This is a genomic window from Anaerolentibacter hominis (assembly GCF_032380675.1).
Taxonomy (GTDB): domain Bacteria; phylum Bacillota; class Clostridia; order Lachnospirales; family Lachnospiraceae; genus Anaerolentibacter; species Anaerolentibacter hominis.
On the sequence record NZ_JAWDIX010000001.1, the window covers coordinates 505769 to 524632 of the forward strand.

Here is an 18864-nt window from a genome sequence, read left to right on the forward strand (position 1 = left end):
ATGTCGGAATATATATGGCCATGTCCGGATTCGTCCAGGATTACTTCCCCCTTCGGCCTGCGCAAAAATCCTCTTACCAAGAAGGAGCAAATGCATCAGGGAGTGGACATTGGCTGTGCAAGCGGAAGAAACATTGTGGCGGCTAAATCAGGGGTAGTTGTGACTGCCGGATCAGCCGGAGGATACGGGCTGTGTGTTCTCCTGGATCATGGCAGCGGAGTCGTAACAAGATATGCGCATTGCTCCAAATTGCTGGTCAGCAAAGAACAGCATGTAGATGCAGGACAGCCAATAGCCCATGTGGGTTCTACCGGGAATTCCACCGGACCTCATCTGCATTTTGAAATCAAGTTCAACGGTACACCAAAGAATCCTCTTGACTACATCTCGTTTGGAGATAAACAGAGCAAACAAACACCTATTGAGAGCCAGAACAGCGAATCCAAAGAAATTAATAAAATTACAGTGAAATCCGTGACAGGCACAGCAGGGATATATAAATATAAAGCTCTGAAAACTGACCAGACCTACCTGGATACAGGCGTTGAGATACTGATTCAGAACGATCAGATCTATTACCCGATGATCACAGGGGACGTTACGGTAGTGTGGGAACGGAAATCCACACCCGGAAAGCTGACCTTTGACATAATTCAGGATCAGACCCTCAATATTCAGGAGGGGAATCCGGTGAGAATGCAGGTGAACGGAAAAGGTATGTTCTATGGATTTATCTTTGAAATATCCCGGTCAGATCATGATAAGAGAACTATAACCTGCTATGATCAGCTCCGCTATTTGAAAAATAAGGATACTCTGATCTACAATAATAAAACATACGCGGAACTCCTGAAAATGATTGCAAAAGACTACAATCTGACTACCGGAACAATTGAGGATACAAAATACAAGATCAAATCCAGAATAGAAGACGGAACCCTGCTCGATATCCTTGGCAATGCCTCTGATACTACCCTGATGAATACCGGAAATCTGTATGTACTTTATGATGACTTTGGAAAAATCTGCCTCAGGCATATTAAAAATATGCAGCTTCCTATCCTGATTGATGAAGATACTGCCCAGGATATCAGCTATAAATCTTCGATTGACAGCGATACTTATAATCGGATTAAGCTGGTTAATGACAACGATAAAACAGGAGAACGGGAAGTGACCATCGCGCAGGATGACAAAACTCAATCCCAGTGGGGGATTCTTCAATATTATGAGAGTGTTGATAATGCCGGCGATACCGTAATGAAGGAAAAGGCAAAAGTTCTTCTGGACTACTACAATAAAAAGCGCCGAAGCCTGTCAATTCAGGGGTGTTTTGGAGATATCCGTGTGCGGGGCGGTTCTATGGTTATTGTAAAATTGGACTTAACAGATATTCAGATACAGAATTTTATGATGGTAGAACGGGTCACCCATACCTTCAGCAATGGAGAATACTATATGGACTTGAGTTTATCGGGAATTAAGGGGGAATTTAATGCCTAATATTGTGGAAGTGATCAAGAAAGCTGCAGTCGATGCCGTAAGGCAGGAGAAACCGGTAGCAGTTACCTTTGGAACATTATCCGGCAGTAAGCCGGTAACGGTTAAGATAGATCAGAAAGTTACCCTCGGGCCGGAGTTTTTGATTATCCCTCACCATTTTCAGTCTGATATGGATGAGAAAATCATCAAAAAGGGAGACAATATCATAATGATTTCATTGCAGGGCGGACAGAAATTTCTGCTTCTGGATAAGGTGGTGGTATAATGCTGCCGCAATTTAGCGACGATCTGAAAAAAGATTTTGAATTTATCAATCAACCTACCCGGACATACCGAATGGTTTTGGACAAAAAAATAATCTCCGGAATGACGGATGAACTGGAAGCTGTAAAACAAGCCATTTTCATGATACTGAATACAGAACGGTTTCAGCATGAAATTTATTCCTGGGACTATGGAATAGAAACAGAGGATTTTATTGGCAGCCAGGTACCGTTACTCTACTCCAAATTAAAACAGAGCATCATGGATGCGTTGATACAGGATGACCGCATTCTGGCCGTGAAGGATTTTTCTTTCACAAAGAGCCGGGATACGGTCACCGCTGTTTTTACAGTTGAAACGGAGTTTGGAGAAATAGAGGCAGAGAAGGAGGTGAGGCTATAGTGTATGAAGAAATGACCTACGAAAGAATTATTAAGGACAGGCTGGACCGGGTGCCGGCCGGTCTGGACAAACGGGAGGGTTCGGTGATCTATAACGCTCTGGCGCCCGGAGCAATGGATCTTTCCAATGCCTACATGGAACTTGCCATTATGATGGAAGAAACCTATGCGGATTCCGCTTCCCGCTATGGACTGATCAAGCGCTGCCAGGAACGGGGCATTGCCGTAAAGGAAGCAACCTTTGCTGTGGTGCGGGGATCTTTTGTTCCGAATACCCTGGATCTGGCGGGAAAGCGTTTTAACTATGAAGACTTAAACTATGCGGTGCTGGAACGGCTGGAGGATGGAACTTTCAAGCTTCAGTGCGAGACATCCGGAACCGCGGGAAATATTTCCTCCGGAGAATTGATTCCGGTAGAATATATAGAGGGTTTAGAATCTGCGGAAATAACAGAGCTGCTAATTCCCGGTGAAGAGGAAATCGGTACAGAAGAGCTTCGCCAGCTTTACTTCGATTCTCTGGCGGCCCAGGCCTTTGGCGGGAACGTGGCGGACTATAAGGCGAAAGTAAAAGCTCTGAATGGAGTCGGCGGAGTGAAGGTGTATTCGGCGCCCAACGGCGGGATAAAACCGTCCTCTCTGGTGCCTCCGGAAGAAACTGCTGCTTGGATTACCAGTACGGACATTCCGGCTGGCATCAAAGCATGGATAGATACCATTCATGCCGCAGCGTCAAAAGGATATCTGACGGTGGGAGGGACCGTTCATCTGGTGATCATAGACTCTACCTACTCCAAACCATCCGATGAGCTGATTGCCCAGATCCAGCAGGAGATCGACCCGCAGGAAACCCACGGCGAAGGCCTGGGCCTGGCTCCGATCGGGCACTTTGTAACGGTGCGGGGCGTGGAGGAGACTCCGGTCAATATCACTACTGTTCTGACCTTTTCAGAAGAGTGGACTTTTGAGGATGTAAAACCTTACATCGAGCAGGCGGTGGATGCGTATTTTTCAGAGATTGCCCATACCTGGGAGTCGGCGGACAAATTGATCGTACGGATCTCCCAGCTGGAGGCAAGACTTCTGGAACTGACAGGAATATCAGATATCCGGGACACGGCACTGAACGGCGTGGAAGAGAATCTGGAATTGGAGCTGGACCATATCCCGGTAAGAGGTGAGATCAATGGATAGAAAAAGGATCATAGACTATCTGCCGGATTATCTGAAGGACTACAGGGAATTAAAATGCATCATGGAGATAGAACAGGAGGATGCTGAGCGGCTGGATGCAGAAATGCAGAACCGGTACAAGGATCAGTTTGTCACGGACCTGACAGAATCCGGGGCTGTAAAATGGGAAAACATGCTGGGAATTACGGCAAAGGGCACAGAAACCATAGAAGACCGGCGGTTTCGCATCTTGTCCCGGCTGATGGAACAGCCGCCCTTTACGATCACGGCGCTGCGCACTATGCTGGAACTGCTGTGCGGGGAGAATGGTTTTGTATTATCAGTCGATAAAACAACATTAACTCTCACTGTACTTGTACGGCTTTATGCCGCCAATACATTTACCTCCGTGACAGAAATGCTGAACAGGGTTGTACCGGTAAATATAGTAAAGAATATTTCACTTCTATACAACAATCATGGAATGCTTGTTGCAATGACGCACAGACAGCTGGCAGCCATGACTCATGACATGATAAGAAAGAAGGTGTTAAACAATGCCGGAGAAAACAGCTAATTATAACTTGGTAAAGCCTGATCAGGATGATTTCTATGATATTCAGGTAACAAATGAAAACATAGATAAAATAGATGAACTGATAAAGAAAAATGAGATTGCAGTCGGTGACACAAATACACAGCTCTCCAATGTAAGGCGGCAAGTAGACAATGTGCAGTCTGATGTAGCTGAGCTGGAGAAAAAGGCACATGTACATGATAATAAAACAGTATTGGATGGCATAGCCGGTTCCGACATCACGAATTGGAATGATGCAAATGCCAAGAAGCATGTACATGATAATAAGGCCACATTAGACGGCATAACAGACTCCAGTATAACGAACTGGAACGATACGAATACAAAGAAGCACATACACGAAAACAAAGCCACTCTGGACGGTATTCTTCAGGGTGATGTCGATAAGATGCGAAGCCTTGAGACTGACTTCAACACTCTGAGGCGGGAACTGGAAACCAGCATTGATACAGAAATGGTAGTAATCAATGAAGGCTTTCAGGCAAAGATTACAACATTTAATGCAGACGGCTCTATTTCGGAATCCGGAGATGCCGGGACTAAAGTGACAGTTTTTAATTCAGATGGCTCTATCATAGAGAACTTTACCAATCAGACCGGGAAGAGCATATCCAAGACAACCAGTTTCTTGGCAGATGGCAGTATACAGGAGGTGATCAATTGAGTTTAGCAGATATAAGCGCAACAATGGGCAGTGGAAATAACAGGGTACTGATCACCGAGAGTCAGAACTGGACCGTACCCTTAGGAGTACATACCATCTGGATCAGCGCATGCGCGGCCGGCGAGGACGGGAGTGACAGTGATCCTGCATACGTGGCCAAGGCAGGGGAATTTATACTGGACGAACCGGTACAGGTACAACCAGGGCAGGTAATACCAATAACTGTGGGCGATGGGAATACGGTTATCGGAGATTACTTCACGCTGGCAAAAGGATGCATAAAAGGCAATTACCCCAACACAAAGCTTGGCCTGGACCTGGGATACAACGGGAAGCCCGAGAACGAAGGAAGAAAAGGGCGGGCAAGGGTTACCAGTGGTAGTTCATATTATCCGTATATGGTATCAGCGGCTGGCTCCGCAAAAGGTGGCATAGGTGGAAAAGGCGGCTATGGAGGAGCCTTTGGCATCGGAGGAAATGGAAGCTGTGCTAATTACGGGCAAAAATCTTCGAGTTCGTATGGTCTTAAATTAGCAGCAGCTACTGCGGGAGGAAATGAAGGGAATGGCGGAAATGCAGCAAATACAGAATATTATATTGGCGAAAATACCGATCATTCTGACTATACAAAAGTTGAATACAGCTCTCCATACGGGAGTGATTTTCCGATTCAGGCAAGTACAGTAAATGCGCGTAATGTTCCCTTGGCCGGTCCCCAGAGTAAGTCAGAAAAAGAAGTACAGTATTCTCCTGAGTCTAAAGTAACCATGATTTATCACGACATGCCATTGAATTTAGGAGCGAACGGTGCACAGGGCAAAAATCCAAGCGCAGAGAGATGCTCAGTAACATTTACCTCGAATAAGACCGGAACAGATGTGAATATGGCCAAAGGAGGGGATGGTGGAGCAGGCGGAAAAGGAGCAGATGCTACCATGCCATTCGGATATGGCGCTGGTGGTGGGTCTTTCGGAGGAAATGGGAACGTAGGTAATCAAGCAACTGCTTCATATATTGATACACAATATTTTGTTGCGAGAGGCATAGACGGAACTCCGGGCCCTGGAGGCATTGGTGGAAAAGCCAGTAAAGGCGCGCCTGGAATGGTCTTAATTGAGTGGTAAGAAAGGAGTAAATACAACATGAAGAAATCGAACGTATTTTCTGGGGGAAGTATTAACCCTAACCATAATACCCATGAAGGCGGGGTGTCGTTATGGGATTAGCTGACATTGCTGCTAATATGGGAAGTGGGCAGAATCGCATTATGATAACTGAAAATTGTACCTGGCAGGTACCTATGGGAGTCAACCGAATTATTATTTCTGCCTGTGCTGCAGGTGAAGATGGAAGCACGGTAAACTACAACTATAAGGCAAAAGCGGGAGAGTTCGTCATGAAGAAGATAGTCACCGTGAAGCCAGGGCAGAGAATTCCAATCGTTGTCGGGGCTGGAAATACTGTAATTGGAAATATTGTAACCCTTGTTAAGGGAACTTTAGCATCAGACTTTCCAAATAATTACTTAGGAGTAGAGCTTGGGCGAAGCGGTTATGATGGCTGCAATGGCGGAGATCTGGAGAGACTGACCATCGGCAGCAGTGAATATGGAGGGATCATGAGCCAGACAGGTGGAAAAGGTGGAAAAGGTGGCTATGGCGGAGCCTTTGGTATAGGAGGCTCTGGAGCTGGTGGCTGCGGAATTCCAGGAAACTATTTTAGTGCAAGCGCTTCGTACGACGCATCATATGGACGAGGATATAATGGAGCCGTGACAGGTACCGGTGGTGGTGGTACGCTTAATGGATCAGCTGGAGAAAAAGCTAACGCATTAGTGCGAACAGATAGTGCAATAGATGTTAATCCAAATGCAAAAGGAAGTAGCCGGTCTGAGCTATTTTTTACAGGAGAATTGGTTCACGGGGATCAGCCAACGAATGGTACAGCTTCCTCATATAGAAATTCCGTCGCTGGTAATGCCGGAAATGGCGTAAATGCTACGAAGGCAATAGGATGGGGTTCTGGTGGTGGAGCGTGCGCCACAGATGCTGAAAAAGAGATAACCTTAACACTTGGCAGCAGTTCAAGAGCCTCTTGTACAATAAGTGCAATTACATATGGCTCTCTGGGCAAAAGTGGTATTGCTTCGGCAGGCACCCCAGGTATGGTGCTGATCGAATGGTGAAAGGAGAAATAATGAATGAAAAAAAGAACAAATATTCGGGGGGCAAACCCCTTACAAATCTATGCGCAGGTGCGCAAGGCGGACAGCCGCGTAAACCTGATCGGCGGGATGGATCTGGGTCTTTATGACTTTGATCTACCGCTGGCGTATACAGTAGATGTAACAAATCGAATAGAAAATGAAGATATCAGGGTGGGCATGGTATATGATCCGGAGGCGGATTCCTTTTTGGAATATATCCCGGAGCCGGTGGAACCTCAACCGGAGCCAGTACGGGAAACAACCGCAGAAGAGCTGTTGGCACAGATCCAGTTAAACACCGAATATTTGGCTTGCATGGCCGAAATCAACCAGTGAGTAACTGCCCAGCCCTGATCACGTGAAAGGATGATGAAATGAGCTGGGCAGAAATAAAGAAATCGGTCAACAGTAATCTGGAGGTGCCGTTGGATGAACTGATAACAGAGGTAATTAATCAGCTGAGTACAGCAGTCAGTAAAATAGACAAGTACCCTAATGTAACTCAAGGGAATGTACCTTATGGATATGATAAATTAACTGTACGAGGCAAGGGAATGATTTCTGTGTGGTCCAACAGTTCAGATAGCGTACAACCTGTTATTGATGGTGCGAATTATGGAGGATATGCGGTTCCTGTATATCAGGATTCAGGTCCAGTTACATTTAGGTTTGAAAAAAGCTTGGAAATTTCTGCGGGAAGTAGCTGGTGTCGTTATTTTTTACAGCTGGCAAATTAAGGAGGGGAACGATGGCATTAATTAAGACAGAAACTTATACAGACGAAAATAACATCCTTCATGAAGTTAAATATTTTGGACGAGATGCAGATCACATATCTGGAATAGTAGATGCCCCAATTATCGAATACGAAGAACCAGAAGTCCCCCTTAGCGACAGTGACATCCTCGCCCAGGTCCAGTTAAACACCGAATACCTTGCCTGTATGGCCGAAATCAACAATTGAAAGGAGAAACCATGACCTATAAAAACGCCAAGAAAGTAATACAGTCCGGCAACTACGACCCCGCGGTGATGCGGGACATGCTGGATACCTTTTTACTCCGGAGCCGGATTACCCAGGTGGAATACGACGAACTGATGACACTCATAACAACAAAAGCCCCGGTAGCAAATACACTCTAGTTCTATTCAATTTAAATATCAATGGGGATAGACAATAGATCTGTTCATTAGATATGGTAGAATATAAAAAAACAAAATATAACATAATTCATTCTATCGTATTATTTGCAGATTACCCTCGTCTTTTAAATTGTTGTATAATATACAATAACGGCCTAATACGCCAACACCGTATTAGGCCGCTTTTCTATCCCTGTTTCTTCATGATTCCGTATCCTACATAGGACAAAACCATTTCTACGATTACAAACATAAAATACACCGGGAACAATACAAGTGCTACAGTATACATGATGGCTCCGACCAGGGCAAATCCTCTTTTTTTCATAAATAGGCCCAAAGCGTTGAAAACCACTGCCACCGCGGTACAGATCAAATGTGGCGTCACCAGCGCGACAGCAATTCCGGAACCAATCTGTTCCGCTGCATCTGCTCCGCTTCCCAGAGCACCGCCCCAGTATACAATACTGTAGATCAAATAGGCGGCTCCGATGATCAACGCAATCAACAGACAAATGTTCAGTTTCTTTTTCCTTTCCATAAAACTCTCCTCTCATTGGTATTTTGAAGATAATCTATTTAATACTTCTTCTAATACTTCTGTTTGCCCGTTATACCGAATATTTCCGGAGGATATTCCACCCGAATGTAAGCTAAAACTTCGAATTAACTTCCCCTTTTTATCACAGCTGCTGACCCGATAAAGACATCCTTTGGCAAAAAAAGTGAATCCACCAAAATGAAAGTTCGCCTGCTCGATTGCATCGGTTAGTTCAGCTACCTCCGACGGCAGTTCTACACGAAACTGGCGTTCGGCATGTCTGACAATATAAAGATCTGGTTTTACGGAATTACTGCGGTGAACCGAGAAACCAGCGAACAGAAGGCACAGAAAAAATACTACCAAAAGAACTAGTTTAAAAACTGGTTGTTTCATTTATCGCGCCTCATCTAATCGAAACTTCAACAAAAACACATTGTACTATCGTACAATGAAATGTATTATAAAAGTCTGCTATGTTTATGCAGACAAAATTTTTACGTTCAAGGTAGTTTTGATGACATTCTGATTAAAAAGTTAACCGGTAGCCGAGCACATATACCATATAGGCGCGGATCAGAAGGAGAACGATTGCAGCCGCTATAATAAACCCCATCACTACTACAACTGGATTTACTGCTAGCTCTTTCTTCATGCGGCGACGTTTTTCTTTAGGCGGCGCAGGCTCGGGTGGTACATAATTAGAAGGAGCAGCGGAACCAGCCCATGTTCCAAGTACATGGTTACAATAAGGGCAAAGCATTTCGGCTTTATTTACTTTTTTACCGCAATTTTCACAGTGTCTGCCTGACATAAATACACCCCTCCCAGTTCATAAATATTTCTATTATTATACATCAAAAGACATAAAAGGGCAATTGCTGATAAAATAATTCATAGTTATAGATTTATTATCTGACAAAATAAAAACGGACTCCGAAGAGTCCGTTTTCGCGATTTCAGTCGTTTGCGGAAAACAATTTTCCATAACCGCTGAATAAAGATGGGCACATGTTTAAATAAATTGAAACTCTAACGCATAGATCACACCTTTGCTGTCGGAAACTAATATTCGATATTCTCCAGGGATGGGTAAGGCATAATAGTAACAATTGAATTGCAGTATGTAAGTTTCAGGATAGTCAAAAATGATTATCGGATTTTTTGTTCTATCTGGTACCACATACCAGGTTCCATCCAGATTAATATCATAACTGATGAATTGGAAGTTTTCAGATGCATCAGTGGATTTTATAGTAATAGGTTCTAAATCCAAGTCAGGAATGGAATATGCTTTTTTATCCGTATAAAACGGACAATCTAAAGCAGGTGCTATTGTTTTGAAGGTGGATTCTGTCAATAATTTTTTATCTGTTAACGTATTTACTTCTATAGGTTCATAAGTGTCATCTGAAAAGAATACAACACGGTTATGATTAATAATCGATCCTTTGATCCAATCCAGTGCTTCCCTTGTAACCCAGGTAGTTAGTACTTCAAATCTGTTTAGCGGCTCATTATATACTAATTTTCGAAAATACAGATGCTGTGATGGGATAAAATAACTGGTCTCGTTATTCTGTTCTACGATCTGAAAATCGACAGGATGCTTAGTCGAGTATTTCTGGAAAGAAAGAATTATATTCTGATATAATACCTTGTTGTTTAACGTCAATTTACTGTACTCTATATCCTGTGAAAGTAATGAAAAATTCCGTATCCGGACGTATTTAATCACTGTAACACAGACAAAGAACAGTAGTAATAGGGAAGGCAATATCAAAAATAGTTTTCTTTTCAATTAAACTCAACTCCTAAAGCAGTTCTGAGAATATTATAAACTATCCTCCTCAATCATCCGGTAACCCACGCCCACTTCGGTGAAAATATATTTGGGATCAGCAGGATTCTGCTCGATTTTTCTGCGGATATTTGCCATATTCACACGCAGAATCTGATTATCCCTTTCCGCATAGGGCCCCCAGATTTTTATGATGATGGAATCGTATGTCATTACCTTGCCGGAATTTCGGGCCAGCAGGGAAATCAGCTTAAATTCTATCTGGGTCAGATGGATTTTTGTACCGTCCACAAAAACCTGGTATTTCTCAAAATCGATGAATAGTCCCTGCGCCTGAAATGTGGTCGCGGACTGGGGACTGTCGTTTCCATTTGTTTTTCTGGCCGTGTGGCGCAGAGCTGTACGAATTCTTGCCAGCAATTCCGAGGAGCCGAAGGGCTTGCTGATATAATCATCCGCCCCCAGATCCAGAGCCAGGACTTTTTCCTCTTCCTGCGTTCTGGCCGAAATTACGATAATAGGAACCAGAGACCAGGAGCGGATGGATTTTAACACCTCGATACCGTCGATATCCGGCAGCCCCAGATCCAGCAGTATAAGGTCCGGCCCGTGGGAAGCGACAATGGAAAGTGCCTCCTTTCCCGTGGTGCAGGTTATGGTTTTATAGTCATTGGCAGCAAGAGTGGTGGCAATAAAATTACCGATGTTTTTTTCGTCTTCTACGATGAGGACAGTTGTTGTTATCATAACGTTTATCACCTGATTCCTTTCTTTTTAAAGTTTGCCTAGGACAGCGGAAGACGAAAGGTAAAAATACTTCCGTTTTCATGGTTGGCGGCCGATATTTCTCCGCCATGAGCATTGATGATTGTTTTACAGATTGAAAGCCCGATTCCCATACCTTTGGATGAATCAGTACTTCTATTTTTCGAATAACTGCTGCCGTCAAAAATAGATTCCGGGTGTTCGGCATGTATACCTGGCCCGTAATCTTTCACGGAAAGCCAGGCATTTCCGTCTTTATAAACCACCTGGAGTTCGATTGGTATCGTACAGCCTGCGTATTTATAGGCATTTTCCAGCAGATTGATGATAACCTGCTCGACCAGTGTGGCATCCATTGGCACCATCTGAAATTCTTCGGGAAGAGTGATTTTAAGGGCTATGTCCGGATATCTCTTTTTTGTCCGGGCGACTGCTTCCGAGACGACTTCTTCCATTGGCTCAGGTATCTTGTTCACTCTGGCGCCGTCCTGGCGGATACGTGTCACTGTGAGCAGATTTTCCACAATGTGCAGCAGCCAGTTGGCATCCTCATGTATCTGCGTTACAAGATTATCCCTTTTTTCCTGATCCAGATAATCATTATTTTCAATATAGGTAGCACTGGAACCGATGATACTGGTTAAGGGTGTGCGCAGATCATGGGAGATAGCCCGCAGCAGATTGGAGCGCATCTTTTCCTTTTCTGATTCAACAGCTAATTTGTGGTGCTCCTCTGCCAGATGCTGCCGTTCCAGAGCCATAGCTACCTGGGAGATCGTCAGGCTTAGAAAGGAAATTATTTCTGAACTGAAGGCTTCTCTGCCGGGACAATGTATTCCCAGGATTCCCCATATCTTCTCATGAGAAAGTAGGGGAAGATAAAGACATTCCGTCATAAGAGGGCTGGCTGTGCCTACGCCAGCCGGAGTCTTGGAATCATAGGAAAATCTTGCCGCTGCAACCTCTGATGGAAGGGAGAATAAATCTTTGCTTTCATTTTCAGAGCCGCTGTCATGAACCGGGCCGCTGGCGGATGGCTCCTTCTCATAAAATACAACATAGGAATTAGTGAATTCACGAACAAAGCGGAGAGTAAGAGTAATAATCTGATCGATCGATTCCGCGGCAAGAAGCTGCCGGTTGACATCATTGAGCTGATTCATACGCTGCTCCCGCATGGCCGTTATACGAACGTGGCGTTTAATGTGGGCGGTCAGCGTGCTGGTAAAGAGAGAAATAGCAAGCATGCCCAGAAAGGTCAGGGGATATCCGCTTCTGGTGAAATCCAGCGCCATATAGGGGTAAGTAAAATAGTAGTTTACTCCGATAACACCGGTTACCGACGCAAGAATACCCCAGAAATAGCCGTCGGTAAATCTGGCAACCAGAATAATGGCAAGTATATAAAAGACTGTTGTATTCATCGTATTGCCGGTGATTCGAATGAACAGATAGGACAAAATAGTGGCGCCTGCCATAAGCAGCAGTGTTTTGAAACCGTCTTTTAACCGGCGCATTGAAAATCCTCCTTCAACTGGCATATGATAGGAACGGGACAGAATAAAGTGTGAAAAAATAAAAGAAGAGGCAATACCTCTCCCTGCGTTTGCCGGAATCTTATATCATAGATGATTCATTATGAAAAGTATACAATAGATAACCGCAAAACGCCAGATTACCCTATAAAAATTCCGTTAAGATTATTTTAATTATAAATAAACTAATAATAATCTGATGAAATAAATAAAACACAGATAAATACCATGAATATGAGAATAAAAATGTTTATAATAAAATAAAAAATATATTATGGAAATACATAAAATTTATTCGAAAACAGTATTGACAAATCCGTTGCGGTATATTATAGTAAATACAACAAAACAAATAAGTTTTGTGAATCCAAGAAAGAGAGGTATAGACCACCGAGAACGTAAGTTATCGTTTCGCGACGAGAAAGCGGAACAAAAGGTGAGATATTTCTCAAAAGGAGAAGTCCAATGGACAACGTTAGTTAGGAACGAGTGTCGATAGCAGGTATAGTCGATGCTCGTTCCTATTTTATTCTTTATTCCATGACTCTTCATCAGGTAATTAGCAGACTTACAACAAACGTGTGCTATTCCTTCTGACACTGATCAATTAACCTCTTTATAGAAGACGCTTCTTTTTTATCCAGGGTCCGGTCCTCCAGATACGCTGCAAGAAAATCACTGAGAGAACCGTTGAACAGAGTATCCACCGCGCGGCGGCTTTCAAATTTCTGTATGTGCTTCTGCTTAATGATGGAAGTAACGATGGTGTTTTCGTTTCTCAGTATCCCCCGTTCACACAGTTTTTTTAATATGGTATAGGTTGTAGATTTTTTCCAATTCAATTGGCTCTGACAGAGGCGCACCAACTCTCCGCTGCCCAGGGGCTCATGCTCCCACACCACGGCCGCTAATTTCAGTTCACTGTTGCACAGTTCCAGATCCAGCATTTTGCAATTCACCTCCTGTAAAAGACGATATTCGTGTTTATCCGACATCGATTTACAATTAGTCTATCATTATAGACCAAAGAAAGCAAGTTGGTTCAGACGGAAATATTCTCTTTTATTAGTAAATATTGTTATACTGCTGCATAGGATAGACTAGAAATCGCGGCAGGATAGAACGTTTACCTGCAGTTACAATGGAATTCAAGTACGGATATCTTATTTCGTATCCAAATTTATTCTTGACATTCGTTTTTGTCAGGATTATACTGTGAAAAAGATTTTAAAGTAAGTAAACCGATGAGCAAGAAGAGTAAGTTTAGGAACATTTTTCAGAGAGCAGCCGGCTGGTGTGAGGGTGCAGATGGGATTTTACTGAATGGGCTTGCGAGGGCAGTTTGAAACCGCGAGGGAGTAGATGCTGACGGGGGACCTCGTCCGTTATCAGAGAGGCGCATATGATGGTATGTGAGTGAGTGGATGTAGAAATACATCAATTTGGGTGGTATCGCAGAAGTGTCAGGCTTTTGTCCCTTGCAGGGGACAGAAGCCTTTTTTTATTACATAGGAAAGTTCTCCAAACTTTCCTATGTAATAAAAAATATTCTATGCGCAATTGCGTGTGCGCACTCGCGTAAGAGGAGAACGTCAGCGAAGCTGACTATGCTTTGTTCTTTCAAAATAATGAAGGCTTATGTTTCATCCATCAGTGAGACGCAAAGAAAGGAGAGTCAATATGATTCAGCCAAACTGTGAAATCATTGAAAAACTGGCAGAGGACTACTCTGTGGTTCCTCTTTGCAGGGAGATCTATGCGGATGTTATTACACCGATCACCCTCCTGCGGAAATTGTCCGCTGTGAGCAGCAACTATTATCTGCTGGAGAGCGTGGAGGGCGGAGAAAAATGGGGCAGATACTCCTTTCTCGGATACGATCCGGTAATGCGTGTGACGTTAAAGGATGGATTGATTACGATACGGGAAAAGGGAAATACGCGGACAGTAAGAAGCGGGAAACCGCTCGCTCTGCTCCAGAAGATTCTCGATGGATATAAGGCGCCGAAGCTTCCTGATATGCCTCCTTTTACCGGAGGATTTGTAGGATATTTTGCCTATAGTATGATCGGTTATGCCGAACCTACATTAAAGATTAAGACAGGGGAGTTTAATGACTATGATGTGATGCTTTTTGATAAGGTGATCGCCTATGATCATCTGAGACAAAAGATCTGTCTGATTGTAAATATGAAGACAGATCATATAAAACAAAATTATGAGAAGGCGGCAGCCTGCATGGAGCAGATGGCAGAGAAGATACGGGAGCCCGGCCCTCTGCCGGAAACCGAGAAAGCAGAGACTCCGGAATTTTCCTGTAATTTAAGTAAGGAGGAATACTGCCGGCTTGTGGAGAGGACAAAAGAGTATATAAGGGACGGTGACATCTTTCAGGCAGTGATTTCCAGAAGATTTTCCAGTCCGTACCGAGGTGATCTGATCAACGCCTACCGGGTTCTTCGTATCACGAATCCGTCTCCCTATATGGTTTACATGAACATGGAGGGGGAGGAGATCATAAGCACTTCCCCGGAGACGCTGGTAAGGCTGCGGGAAGGAAGGCTGACTACGTTTCCGGTAGCCGGCTCCAGACCCAGAGGGAAGACTCCTGAGGAGGATGTGAGGCTGGAACAGGAGCTGCTGGCGGATGAGAAAGAACTGTCGGAACATAATATGCTGGTTGACCTGGGCCGAAATGATCTGGGTAAGATTTCTAAATTTAACTCCGTTAAGGTTACAGAGTATATGATGATTCACCGGTATTCCAAGATTATGCACATCTGTTCCCAGGTGGAAAGCGACATTCTGGACAGTAAAAACGGGGTGGATGCCATTGAGGCGGTGCTGCCGGCAGGAACTCTTTCCGGAGCGCCGAAGATTCGGGCGTGTGAGATTATCGAGGAGCTGGAACCGGAACCGAGGGGGATTTACGGAGGAGCATTGGGATATTTAGACTTTACCGGGGATATGGACACCTGCATCGCCATACGGATGGCGGTAAAAAAGAAAGATAAGGTCTATGTGCAGGCCGGCGGCGGGATTGTTGCCGACAGCCAGCCGGAGAAGGAATATGAAGAATCATATAATAAGGCACTGGCCGTGATGAATGCCATAAGAGATGCCGGGGAGGTGGAAAACGGATGATTTTATTCATTGACAATTATGACAGCTTTTCCTATAACCTGGTGCAGCTGGCCGGAAGCATCCGGACGGATATCCGGGTAATTAGGAATGACGATATGTCCGTTGAGAAGATCGGGCGGCTGCAGCCAAGTCACATTATATTATCTCCGGGGCCCGGCTATCCGAAAAATGCAGGGGTCTGTGAAGAAGTGATAGAGAAACTGAAAGGGAACGTACCGATCCTTGGAGTATGTCTGGGACATCAGGCAATCTGTGAGGTATTCGGGGGCAGGATTGAAAGAGCCAGGCATCTGCTGCATGGCAAGAAGAGCAGAATCAGGCTGCATGGAGGATCGAAGCTGTTCGGCGGTCTGCCTGGTGAGATTGACGCCGCCAGATATCACTCTCTGATTGCCAGGAGAGATACCCTGCCGAACGAACTTAGAGTGACTGCGGAAGATGAGGATGGAGAAGTGATGGCAGTAGAGCATGTAAACTACCCTGTCTACGGACTGCAGTTTCATCCTGAATCGATTTTAACACCGGAAGGCAGAGAGATACTGGAAGCTTTCCTGAAAATAGAGAGCCCGCAGAAAGGGCCTGACAGAGCAGAAGAAGCAGAATAAAAGAGAATGGGGAAAAGGAGTGAATGTGTTATGATACAGCAGGCGATATATGAGGTGGTTAACGGACACGATCTGGATTTTGATACCATGAAAACCGTTATGGGAGAAATGATGGACGGAACAGCAACGCAGGCTCAGATGGGAGGTCTTCTGACCGCTATGAGATTAAAAGGGGAAACCGTGGATGAAATTACCGCGTGTGCGGCGGTAATGCGGGAAAAAGGAATCAAGATCAACCCGGTGCGGGAGGTCATAGATATTGTTGGAACCGGCGGGGATGAAGTGGGAACTTTTAATATTTCCACCACTACTGCCTTTATTGTGGCGGCAGGAGGCGTACAGGTGGCTAAGCACGGCAACCGGAGCGTGTCCAGCAAGAGCGGAGCCGCGGATGTACTGGAAAAGCTCGGTATCCGGATCGACCTGACGCCGGAACAGTGTGAGAAGGTGCTGGATGAAACGGGTATGTGCTTTATGTTTGCTCAGCTTTATCATTCCTCTATGAAATATGCGGCGCCTGTCCGCAGAGAACTGGGAGCAAGGACGATCTTTAATATTTTAGGGCCGCTTTCCAATCCCGCGGGAGCAACGATGCAGCTGATGGGGGTTTATGACCGGAAATTGATTGAGCCGCTCGCCCAGGTTCTTTCCAACCTGGGTGTGGTCAGGGGACTGGCGGTCTGCGGCGGAGACGGCCTGGATGAAATTACTCTGACCGGCGAATCTCATCTGTGTGAGATCCGGTACGGAAAGTTGAATTCCTATGACATTACGCCGGAACAGTTTGGATTGAAACGCTGCGAACTTTCCGACCTGATCGGCGGAACTGCCCACGAGAACGCTCAGATTACGCTGGAGATTCTAAAAGGCAAAGAGAGGGGGCCAAAGCGTGATGTGGTTGTCTTAAATGCCGCTATGGGGCTGTATCTTGGCATTGACAACTGTACGGTTGAAGATTGTGTGAAGATGGCGCAGGAGCTGATTGACAGCGGTGCGGCATACAAGAAATATCTGGAATTTAAGGAAGCCACAAACCAGATTTCATAGGGTTAGAGCAAACAGGAGGTACAGGAGATGATACTGGATAAACTGGCGCAGGCAGCTGTTAAGAGAGTGGAGAAGGCAAAGGAGATAATCTCTCCAGAGGAAATAAAAGCGAAGGCAATGGCGGGACCTTTATCCCGGGAATTTCTCTTTGAACGTGCCTTAAAAGGGCCTGACATTCATTTTATCTGTGAGGTGAAGAAGGCTTCCCCCTCCAAGGGGCTGATTGCGGATGAATTTCCTTATCTGGACATTGCGGCAGAGTATGAAGCGGCGGGAGCCAGCGCGATATCCGTGCTCACGGAGCCGGAATTCTTTTTGGGGTCTGACCGGTATCTGAAAGAGATCTGCGAAAGCGTCGGCATTCCGGTTCTGCGGAAGGATTTTACCGTTGATGCTTATCAGATCTATGAAGCCAGATGTCTGGGAGCCAGCGCGGTGCTGTTAATCTGTGCCATTCTGGATACGGAGACAATACGGGAATACATTGAAATTTGTGACAGTCTGGGAATGAGCGCGCTGGTGGAGGCCCATGACGAAAGAGAGATTGAGAAAGCGCTGCATGCAGGGGCCAGAGTCATCGGCGTGAATAATCGCAATTTAAAAGACTTTACCGTCGACATCCGCAACAGCATCAGACTGCGCCGGCTGGTGCCGGAACACATTCTGTTTGTGGCGGAGAGCGGTATCCGTACACCGGAGGATATCAGGGACCTGAAAAGAGCCAGGGTAAACGGATGTCTGATCGGAGAGTCCCTGATGCGCAGCAGGGATAAAAAGAGAACGCTAAAAGAATTGAAGGGAGAACTGCCGGGATGAGCGGAATACTTGGTGAGAATCCGGTGCGGATTAAGATCTGCGGGCTGACCAGGCTGGAAGATATTGAGGCAGTGAACCGGTTTATGCCGGACTATATCGGGTTTGTATTTGCCGAGAGCAGACGCCGAGCGGAACCGGAGCAGGCGAAAGCGTTAAAGGCAATGTTAGATCCTGATATTCAGGCCGTAGGGGTTTTTGTGAACGAACCGGTAGAGAATATTGTCGAATTATGCAAATGTGGTATCATAGATGTGGTTCAGCTGCACGGAGATGAGACAAGAGATACGATTGAGCAGTTGAAGAAACTGATAGACTGCCCGGTTGTAAAAGCGGTGCGGGTGCGGTCCGCGGAGCAGATCCTCGAGGCGGAGAAGCTCCCTTGTGATATGCTTCTGCTGGACACTTACGTTAAGGGCCAATATGGAGGGAGCGGGGCGAGTTTTGACCGGAGGCTGATCCCGGAGTTAAAGAAACCATTTTTTCTGGCCGGCGGCCTGGACGAGAACAACGTCCTCCAGGCAATCGAGGACTGCCATCCCTGCTGTGTCGATATCAGCAGCGGAGCGGAGCTGGACGGCAGAAAAGATGCACAGAAAATAAAACGGCTGGTGGAATTGGTTCATACCGGCAGAAGTGATTCAGAGAGGAAAGGATGAAG

Annotated in this window: 24 protein-coding genes and 1 other annotated feature; of the genes, 17 read left to right on the top strand and 7 right to left on the bottom strand. The window is 45.3% G+C overall.

Annotation, left to right across the window (positions count from 1 at the left end; genetic code table 11):
- From ABCW47_RS02170 to ABCW47_RS02225, 12 genes are all read left to right on the top strand, one after another.
- Complete coding sequence (locus tag ABCW47_RS02170) at positions 1-1503, top strand: M23 family metallopeptidase (RefSeq protein ID WP_343208225.1); 1503 nt, start codon at positions 1-3, stop codon at positions 1501-1503.
- On the top strand, positions 1496-1768 hold the full coding sequence (locus ABCW47_RS02175; protein ID WP_343208226.1) for a DUF2577 family protein: 273 nt from the start codon (positions 1496-1498) through the stop codon (positions 1766-1768). Before ABCW47_RS02170 ends, ABCW47_RS02175 begins: the two co-directional genes overlap by 8 nt.
- The gene (locus ABCW47_RS02180) at positions 1768-2169 is read left to right on the top strand and encodes a DUF2634 domain-containing protein (protein ID WP_343208228.1); all 402 of its coding nucleotides are present in this window, start codon (positions 1768-1770) and stop codon (positions 2167-2169) included. Before ABCW47_RS02175 ends, ABCW47_RS02180 begins: the two co-directional genes overlap by 1 nt.
- On the top strand, positions 2169-3362 hold the full coding sequence (locus tag ABCW47_RS02185) for a baseplate J/gp47 family protein (RefSeq protein ID WP_343208229.1): 1194 nt from the start codon (positions 2169-2171) through the stop codon (positions 3360-3362). The genes ABCW47_RS02180 and ABCW47_RS02185 overlap by 1 nt, the downstream gene beginning before the upstream one ends.
- Positions 3355-3918, top strand: a complete 564-nt coding sequence (locus tag ABCW47_RS02190) for a putative phage tail protein (protein WP_343208231.1) — start codon at positions 3355-3357, stop codon at positions 3916-3918. The genes ABCW47_RS02185 and ABCW47_RS02190 overlap by 8 nt, the downstream gene beginning before the upstream one ends.
- On the top strand, positions 3899-4603 hold the full coding sequence (locus tag ABCW47_RS02195; protein ID WP_343208232.1) for a hypothetical protein: 705 nt from the start codon (positions 3899-3901) through the stop codon (positions 4601-4603). The genes ABCW47_RS02190 and ABCW47_RS02195 overlap by 20 nt, the downstream gene beginning before the upstream one ends.
- Positions 4600-5727 carry a hypothetical protein gene (locus ABCW47_RS02200; protein ID WP_343208233.1) on the top strand — a complete coding sequence of 376 codons (1128 nt, stop codon included), beginning with the start codon at positions 4600-4602 and terminating at the stop codon, positions 5725-5727. The genes ABCW47_RS02195 and ABCW47_RS02200 overlap by 4 nt, the downstream gene beginning before the upstream one ends.
- A gap of 92 nt (positions 5728-5819) precedes the next feature.
- Positions 5820-6788, top strand: a complete 969-nt coding sequence (locus ABCW47_RS02205) for a hypothetical protein (RefSeq protein ID WP_343208234.1) — start codon at positions 5820-5822, stop codon at positions 6786-6788.
- Positions 6789-6803: 15 nt separating this feature from the next.
- A complete protein-coding gene (locus ABCW47_RS02210; protein ID WP_343208235.1) occupies positions 6804-7145 on the top strand; it encodes a hypothetical protein in 342 nt (113 codons plus the stop codon).
- Positions 7146-7183: 38 nt separating this feature from the next.
- Positions 7184-7546 (top strand): hypothetical protein, encoded by a 363-nt coding sequence (locus ABCW47_RS02215; protein ID WP_343208236.1) that lies wholly within the window; start codon positions 7184-7186, stop codon positions 7544-7546.
- Positions 7547-7557: 11 nt separating this feature from the next.
- Positions 7558-7773: a hypothetical protein gene (locus ABCW47_RS02220; RefSeq protein ID WP_343208237.1), complete on the top strand. Its 216-nt coding sequence runs from the start codon at positions 7558-7560 to the stop codon at positions 7771-7773.
- Between the two features lie 11 nt (positions 7774-7784).
- The gene (locus ABCW47_RS02225; protein ID WP_343208238.1) at positions 7785-7952 is read left to right on the top strand and encodes a hypothetical protein; all 168 of its coding nucleotides are present in this window, start codon (positions 7785-7787) and stop codon (positions 7950-7952) included.
- A 187-nt stretch (positions 7953-8139) separates the two neighbouring features.
- On the opposite strand, the gene ABCW47_RS02230 is transcribed toward ABCW47_RS02225, so the two are convergent.
- The 7 genes from ABCW47_RS02230 to ABCW47_RS02260 all read right to left on the bottom strand — a co-directional run bounded on the left by ABCW47_RS02230 (position 8140) and on the right by ABCW47_RS02260 (position 13541).
- Positions 8140-8493 (bottom strand): hypothetical protein, encoded by a 354-nt coding sequence (locus ABCW47_RS02230; protein ID WP_343208239.1) that lies wholly within the window; start codon positions 8491-8493, stop codon positions 8140-8142.
- A 12-nt stretch (positions 8494-8505) separates the two neighbouring features.
- A complete protein-coding gene (locus tag ABCW47_RS02235) occupies positions 8506-8889 on the bottom strand; it encodes a hypothetical protein (protein ID WP_343208240.1) in 384 nt (127 codons plus the stop codon).
- Positions 8890-9022: 133 nt separating this feature from the next.
- Entirely contained in the window at positions 9023-9307 is a 285-nt protein-coding gene (locus tag ABCW47_RS02240; protein WP_343208241.1) for a hypothetical protein, read from the bottom strand.
- 201 nt (positions 9308-9508) lie between these two features.
- Positions 9509-10168: a hypothetical protein gene (locus ABCW47_RS02245; RefSeq protein WP_343208242.1), complete on the bottom strand. Its 660-nt coding sequence runs from the start codon at positions 10166-10168 to the stop codon at positions 9509-9511.
- Between the two features lie 159 nt (positions 10169-10327).
- Positions 10328-11041: a response regulator gene (locus ABCW47_RS02250; protein ID WP_343208243.1), complete on the bottom strand. Its 714-nt coding sequence runs from the start codon at positions 11039-11041 to the stop codon at positions 10328-10330.
- Positions 11042-11079: 38 nt separating this feature from the next.
- The gene (locus ABCW47_RS02255; protein WP_343208244.1) at positions 11080-12576 is read right to left on the bottom strand and encodes an ATP-binding protein; all 1497 of its coding nucleotides are present in this window, start codon (positions 12574-12576) and stop codon (positions 11080-11082) included.
- Positions 12577-13178: 602 nt separating this feature from the next.
- On the bottom strand, positions 13179-13541 hold the full coding sequence (locus ABCW47_RS02260; protein WP_343208245.1) for a BlaI/MecI/CopY family transcriptional regulator: 363 nt from the start codon (positions 13539-13541) through the stop codon (positions 13179-13181).
- Positions 13542-13829: 288 nt separating this feature from the next.
- Positions 13830-14076 (top strand) — a binding site (T-box leader).
- A 198-nt stretch (positions 14077-14274) separates the two neighbouring features.
- Here ABCW47_RS02260 and trpE point away from each other — a divergent pair.
- The 5 genes from trpE to ABCW47_RS02285 are packed head-to-tail and all read left to right on the top strand — an operon-like array spanning position 14275 to position 18862.
- Positions 14275-15738, top strand: coding sequence for an anthranilate synthase component I (trpE, locus tag ABCW47_RS02265; protein WP_343208246.1), 1464 nt, complete (start codon positions 14275-14277; stop codon positions 15736-15738).
- Positions 15735-16343: an anthranilate synthase component II gene (locus tag ABCW47_RS02270; protein WP_343208247.1), complete on the top strand. Its 609-nt coding sequence runs from the start codon at positions 15735-15737 to the stop codon at positions 16341-16343. The genes trpE and ABCW47_RS02270 overlap by 4 nt, the downstream gene beginning before the upstream one ends.
- A 30-nt stretch (positions 16344-16373) precedes the next feature.
- A complete protein-coding gene (trpD, locus tag ABCW47_RS02275) occupies positions 16374-17390 on the top strand; it encodes an anthranilate phosphoribosyltransferase (protein ID WP_343208248.1) in 1017 nt (338 codons plus the stop codon).
- A 27-nt stretch (positions 17391-17417) separates the two neighbouring features.
- Positions 17418-18206, top strand: a complete 789-nt coding sequence (gene trpC, locus ABCW47_RS02280; RefSeq protein ID WP_343208249.1) for an indole-3-glycerol phosphate synthase TrpC — start codon at positions 17418-17420, stop codon at positions 18204-18206.
- Positions 18203-18862, top strand: coding sequence for a phosphoribosylanthranilate isomerase (locus tag ABCW47_RS02285; protein ID WP_343208250.1), 660 nt, complete (start codon positions 18203-18205; stop codon positions 18860-18862). Before trpC ends, ABCW47_RS02285 begins: the two co-directional genes overlap by 4 nt.
- Positions 18863-18864 lie beyond the last annotated feature (2 nt).

Bases quoted from the DNA above. Each gene is read 5' to 3' on its own strand.
- ABCW47_RS02170 (WP_343208225.1), top strand. From the start codon at position 1: ATGTCGGAATATATATGGCCATGTCCGGATTCGTCCAGGATTACTTCC.
- ABCW47_RS02175 (WP_343208226.1), top strand. From the start codon at position 1,496: ATGCCTAATATTGTGGAAGTGATCAAGAAAGCTGCAGTCGATGCCGTA.
- ABCW47_RS02180 (WP_343208228.1), top strand. From the start codon at position 1,768: ATGCTGCCGCAATTTAGCGACGATCTGAAAAAAGATTTTGAATTTATC.
- ABCW47_RS02190 (WP_343208231.1), top strand. From the start codon at position 3,355: ATGGATAGAAAAAGGATCATAGACTATCTGCCGGATTATCTGAAGGAC.
- ABCW47_RS02195 (WP_343208232.1), top strand. From the start codon at position 3,899: ATGCCGGAGAAAACAGCTAATTATAACTTGGTAAAGCCTGATCAGGAT.
- ABCW47_RS02205 (WP_343208234.1), top strand. From the start codon at position 5,820: ATGGGATTAGCTGACATTGCTGCTAATATGGGAAGTGGGCAGAATCGC.
- ABCW47_RS02210 (WP_343208235.1), top strand. From the start codon at position 6,804: ATGAAAAAAAGAACAAATATTCGGGGGGCAAACCCCTTACAAATCTAT.
- ABCW47_RS02215 (WP_343208236.1), top strand. From the start codon at position 7,184: ATGAGCTGGGCAGAAATAAAGAAATCGGTCAACAGTAATCTGGAGGTG.
- ABCW47_RS02220 (WP_343208237.1), top strand. From the start codon at position 7,558: ATGGCATTAATTAAGACAGAAACTTATACAGACGAAAATAACATCCTT.
- ABCW47_RS02225 (WP_343208238.1), top strand. From the start codon at position 7,785: ATGACCTATAAAAACGCCAAGAAAGTAATACAGTCCGGCAACTACGAC.
- ABCW47_RS02230 (WP_343208239.1), bottom strand. From the start codon at position 8,493: ATGGAAAGGAAAAAGAAACTGAACATTTGTCTGTTGATTGCGTTGATC.
- ABCW47_RS02235 (WP_343208240.1), bottom strand. From the start codon at position 8,889: ATGAAACAACCAGTTTTTAAACTAGTTCTTTTGGTAGTATTTTTTCTG.
- ABCW47_RS02240 (WP_343208241.1), bottom strand. From the start codon at position 9,307: ATGTCAGGCAGACACTGTGAAAATTGCGGTAAAAAAGTAAATAAAGCC.
- ABCW47_RS02250 (WP_343208243.1), bottom strand. From the start codon at position 11,041: ATGATAACAACAACTGTCCTCATCGTAGAAGACGAAAAAAACATCGGT.
- ABCW47_RS02255 (WP_343208244.1), bottom strand. From the start codon at position 12,576: ATGCGCCGGTTAAAAGACGGTTTCAAAACACTGCTGCTTATGGCAGGC.
- ABCW47_RS02260 (WP_343208245.1), bottom strand. From the start codon at position 13,541: ATGCTGGATCTGGAACTGTGCAACAGTGAACTGAAATTAGCGGCCGTG.
- trpE (WP_343208246.1), top strand. From the start codon at position 14,275: ATGATTCAGCCAAACTGTGAAATCATTGAAAAACTGGCAGAGGACTAC.
- ABCW47_RS02270 (WP_343208247.1), top strand. From the start codon at position 15,735: ATGATTTTATTCATTGACAATTATGACAGCTTTTCCTATAACCTGGTG.
- trpD (WP_343208248.1), top strand. From the start codon at position 16,374: ATGATACAGCAGGCGATATATGAGGTGGTTAACGGACACGATCTGGAT.
- trpC (WP_343208249.1), top strand. From the start codon at position 17,418: ATGATACTGGATAAACTGGCGCAGGCAGCTGTTAAGAGAGTGGAGAAG.
- ABCW47_RS02285 (WP_343208250.1), top strand. From the start codon at position 18,203: ATGAGCGGAATACTTGGTGAGAATCCGGTGCGGATTAAGATCTGCGGG.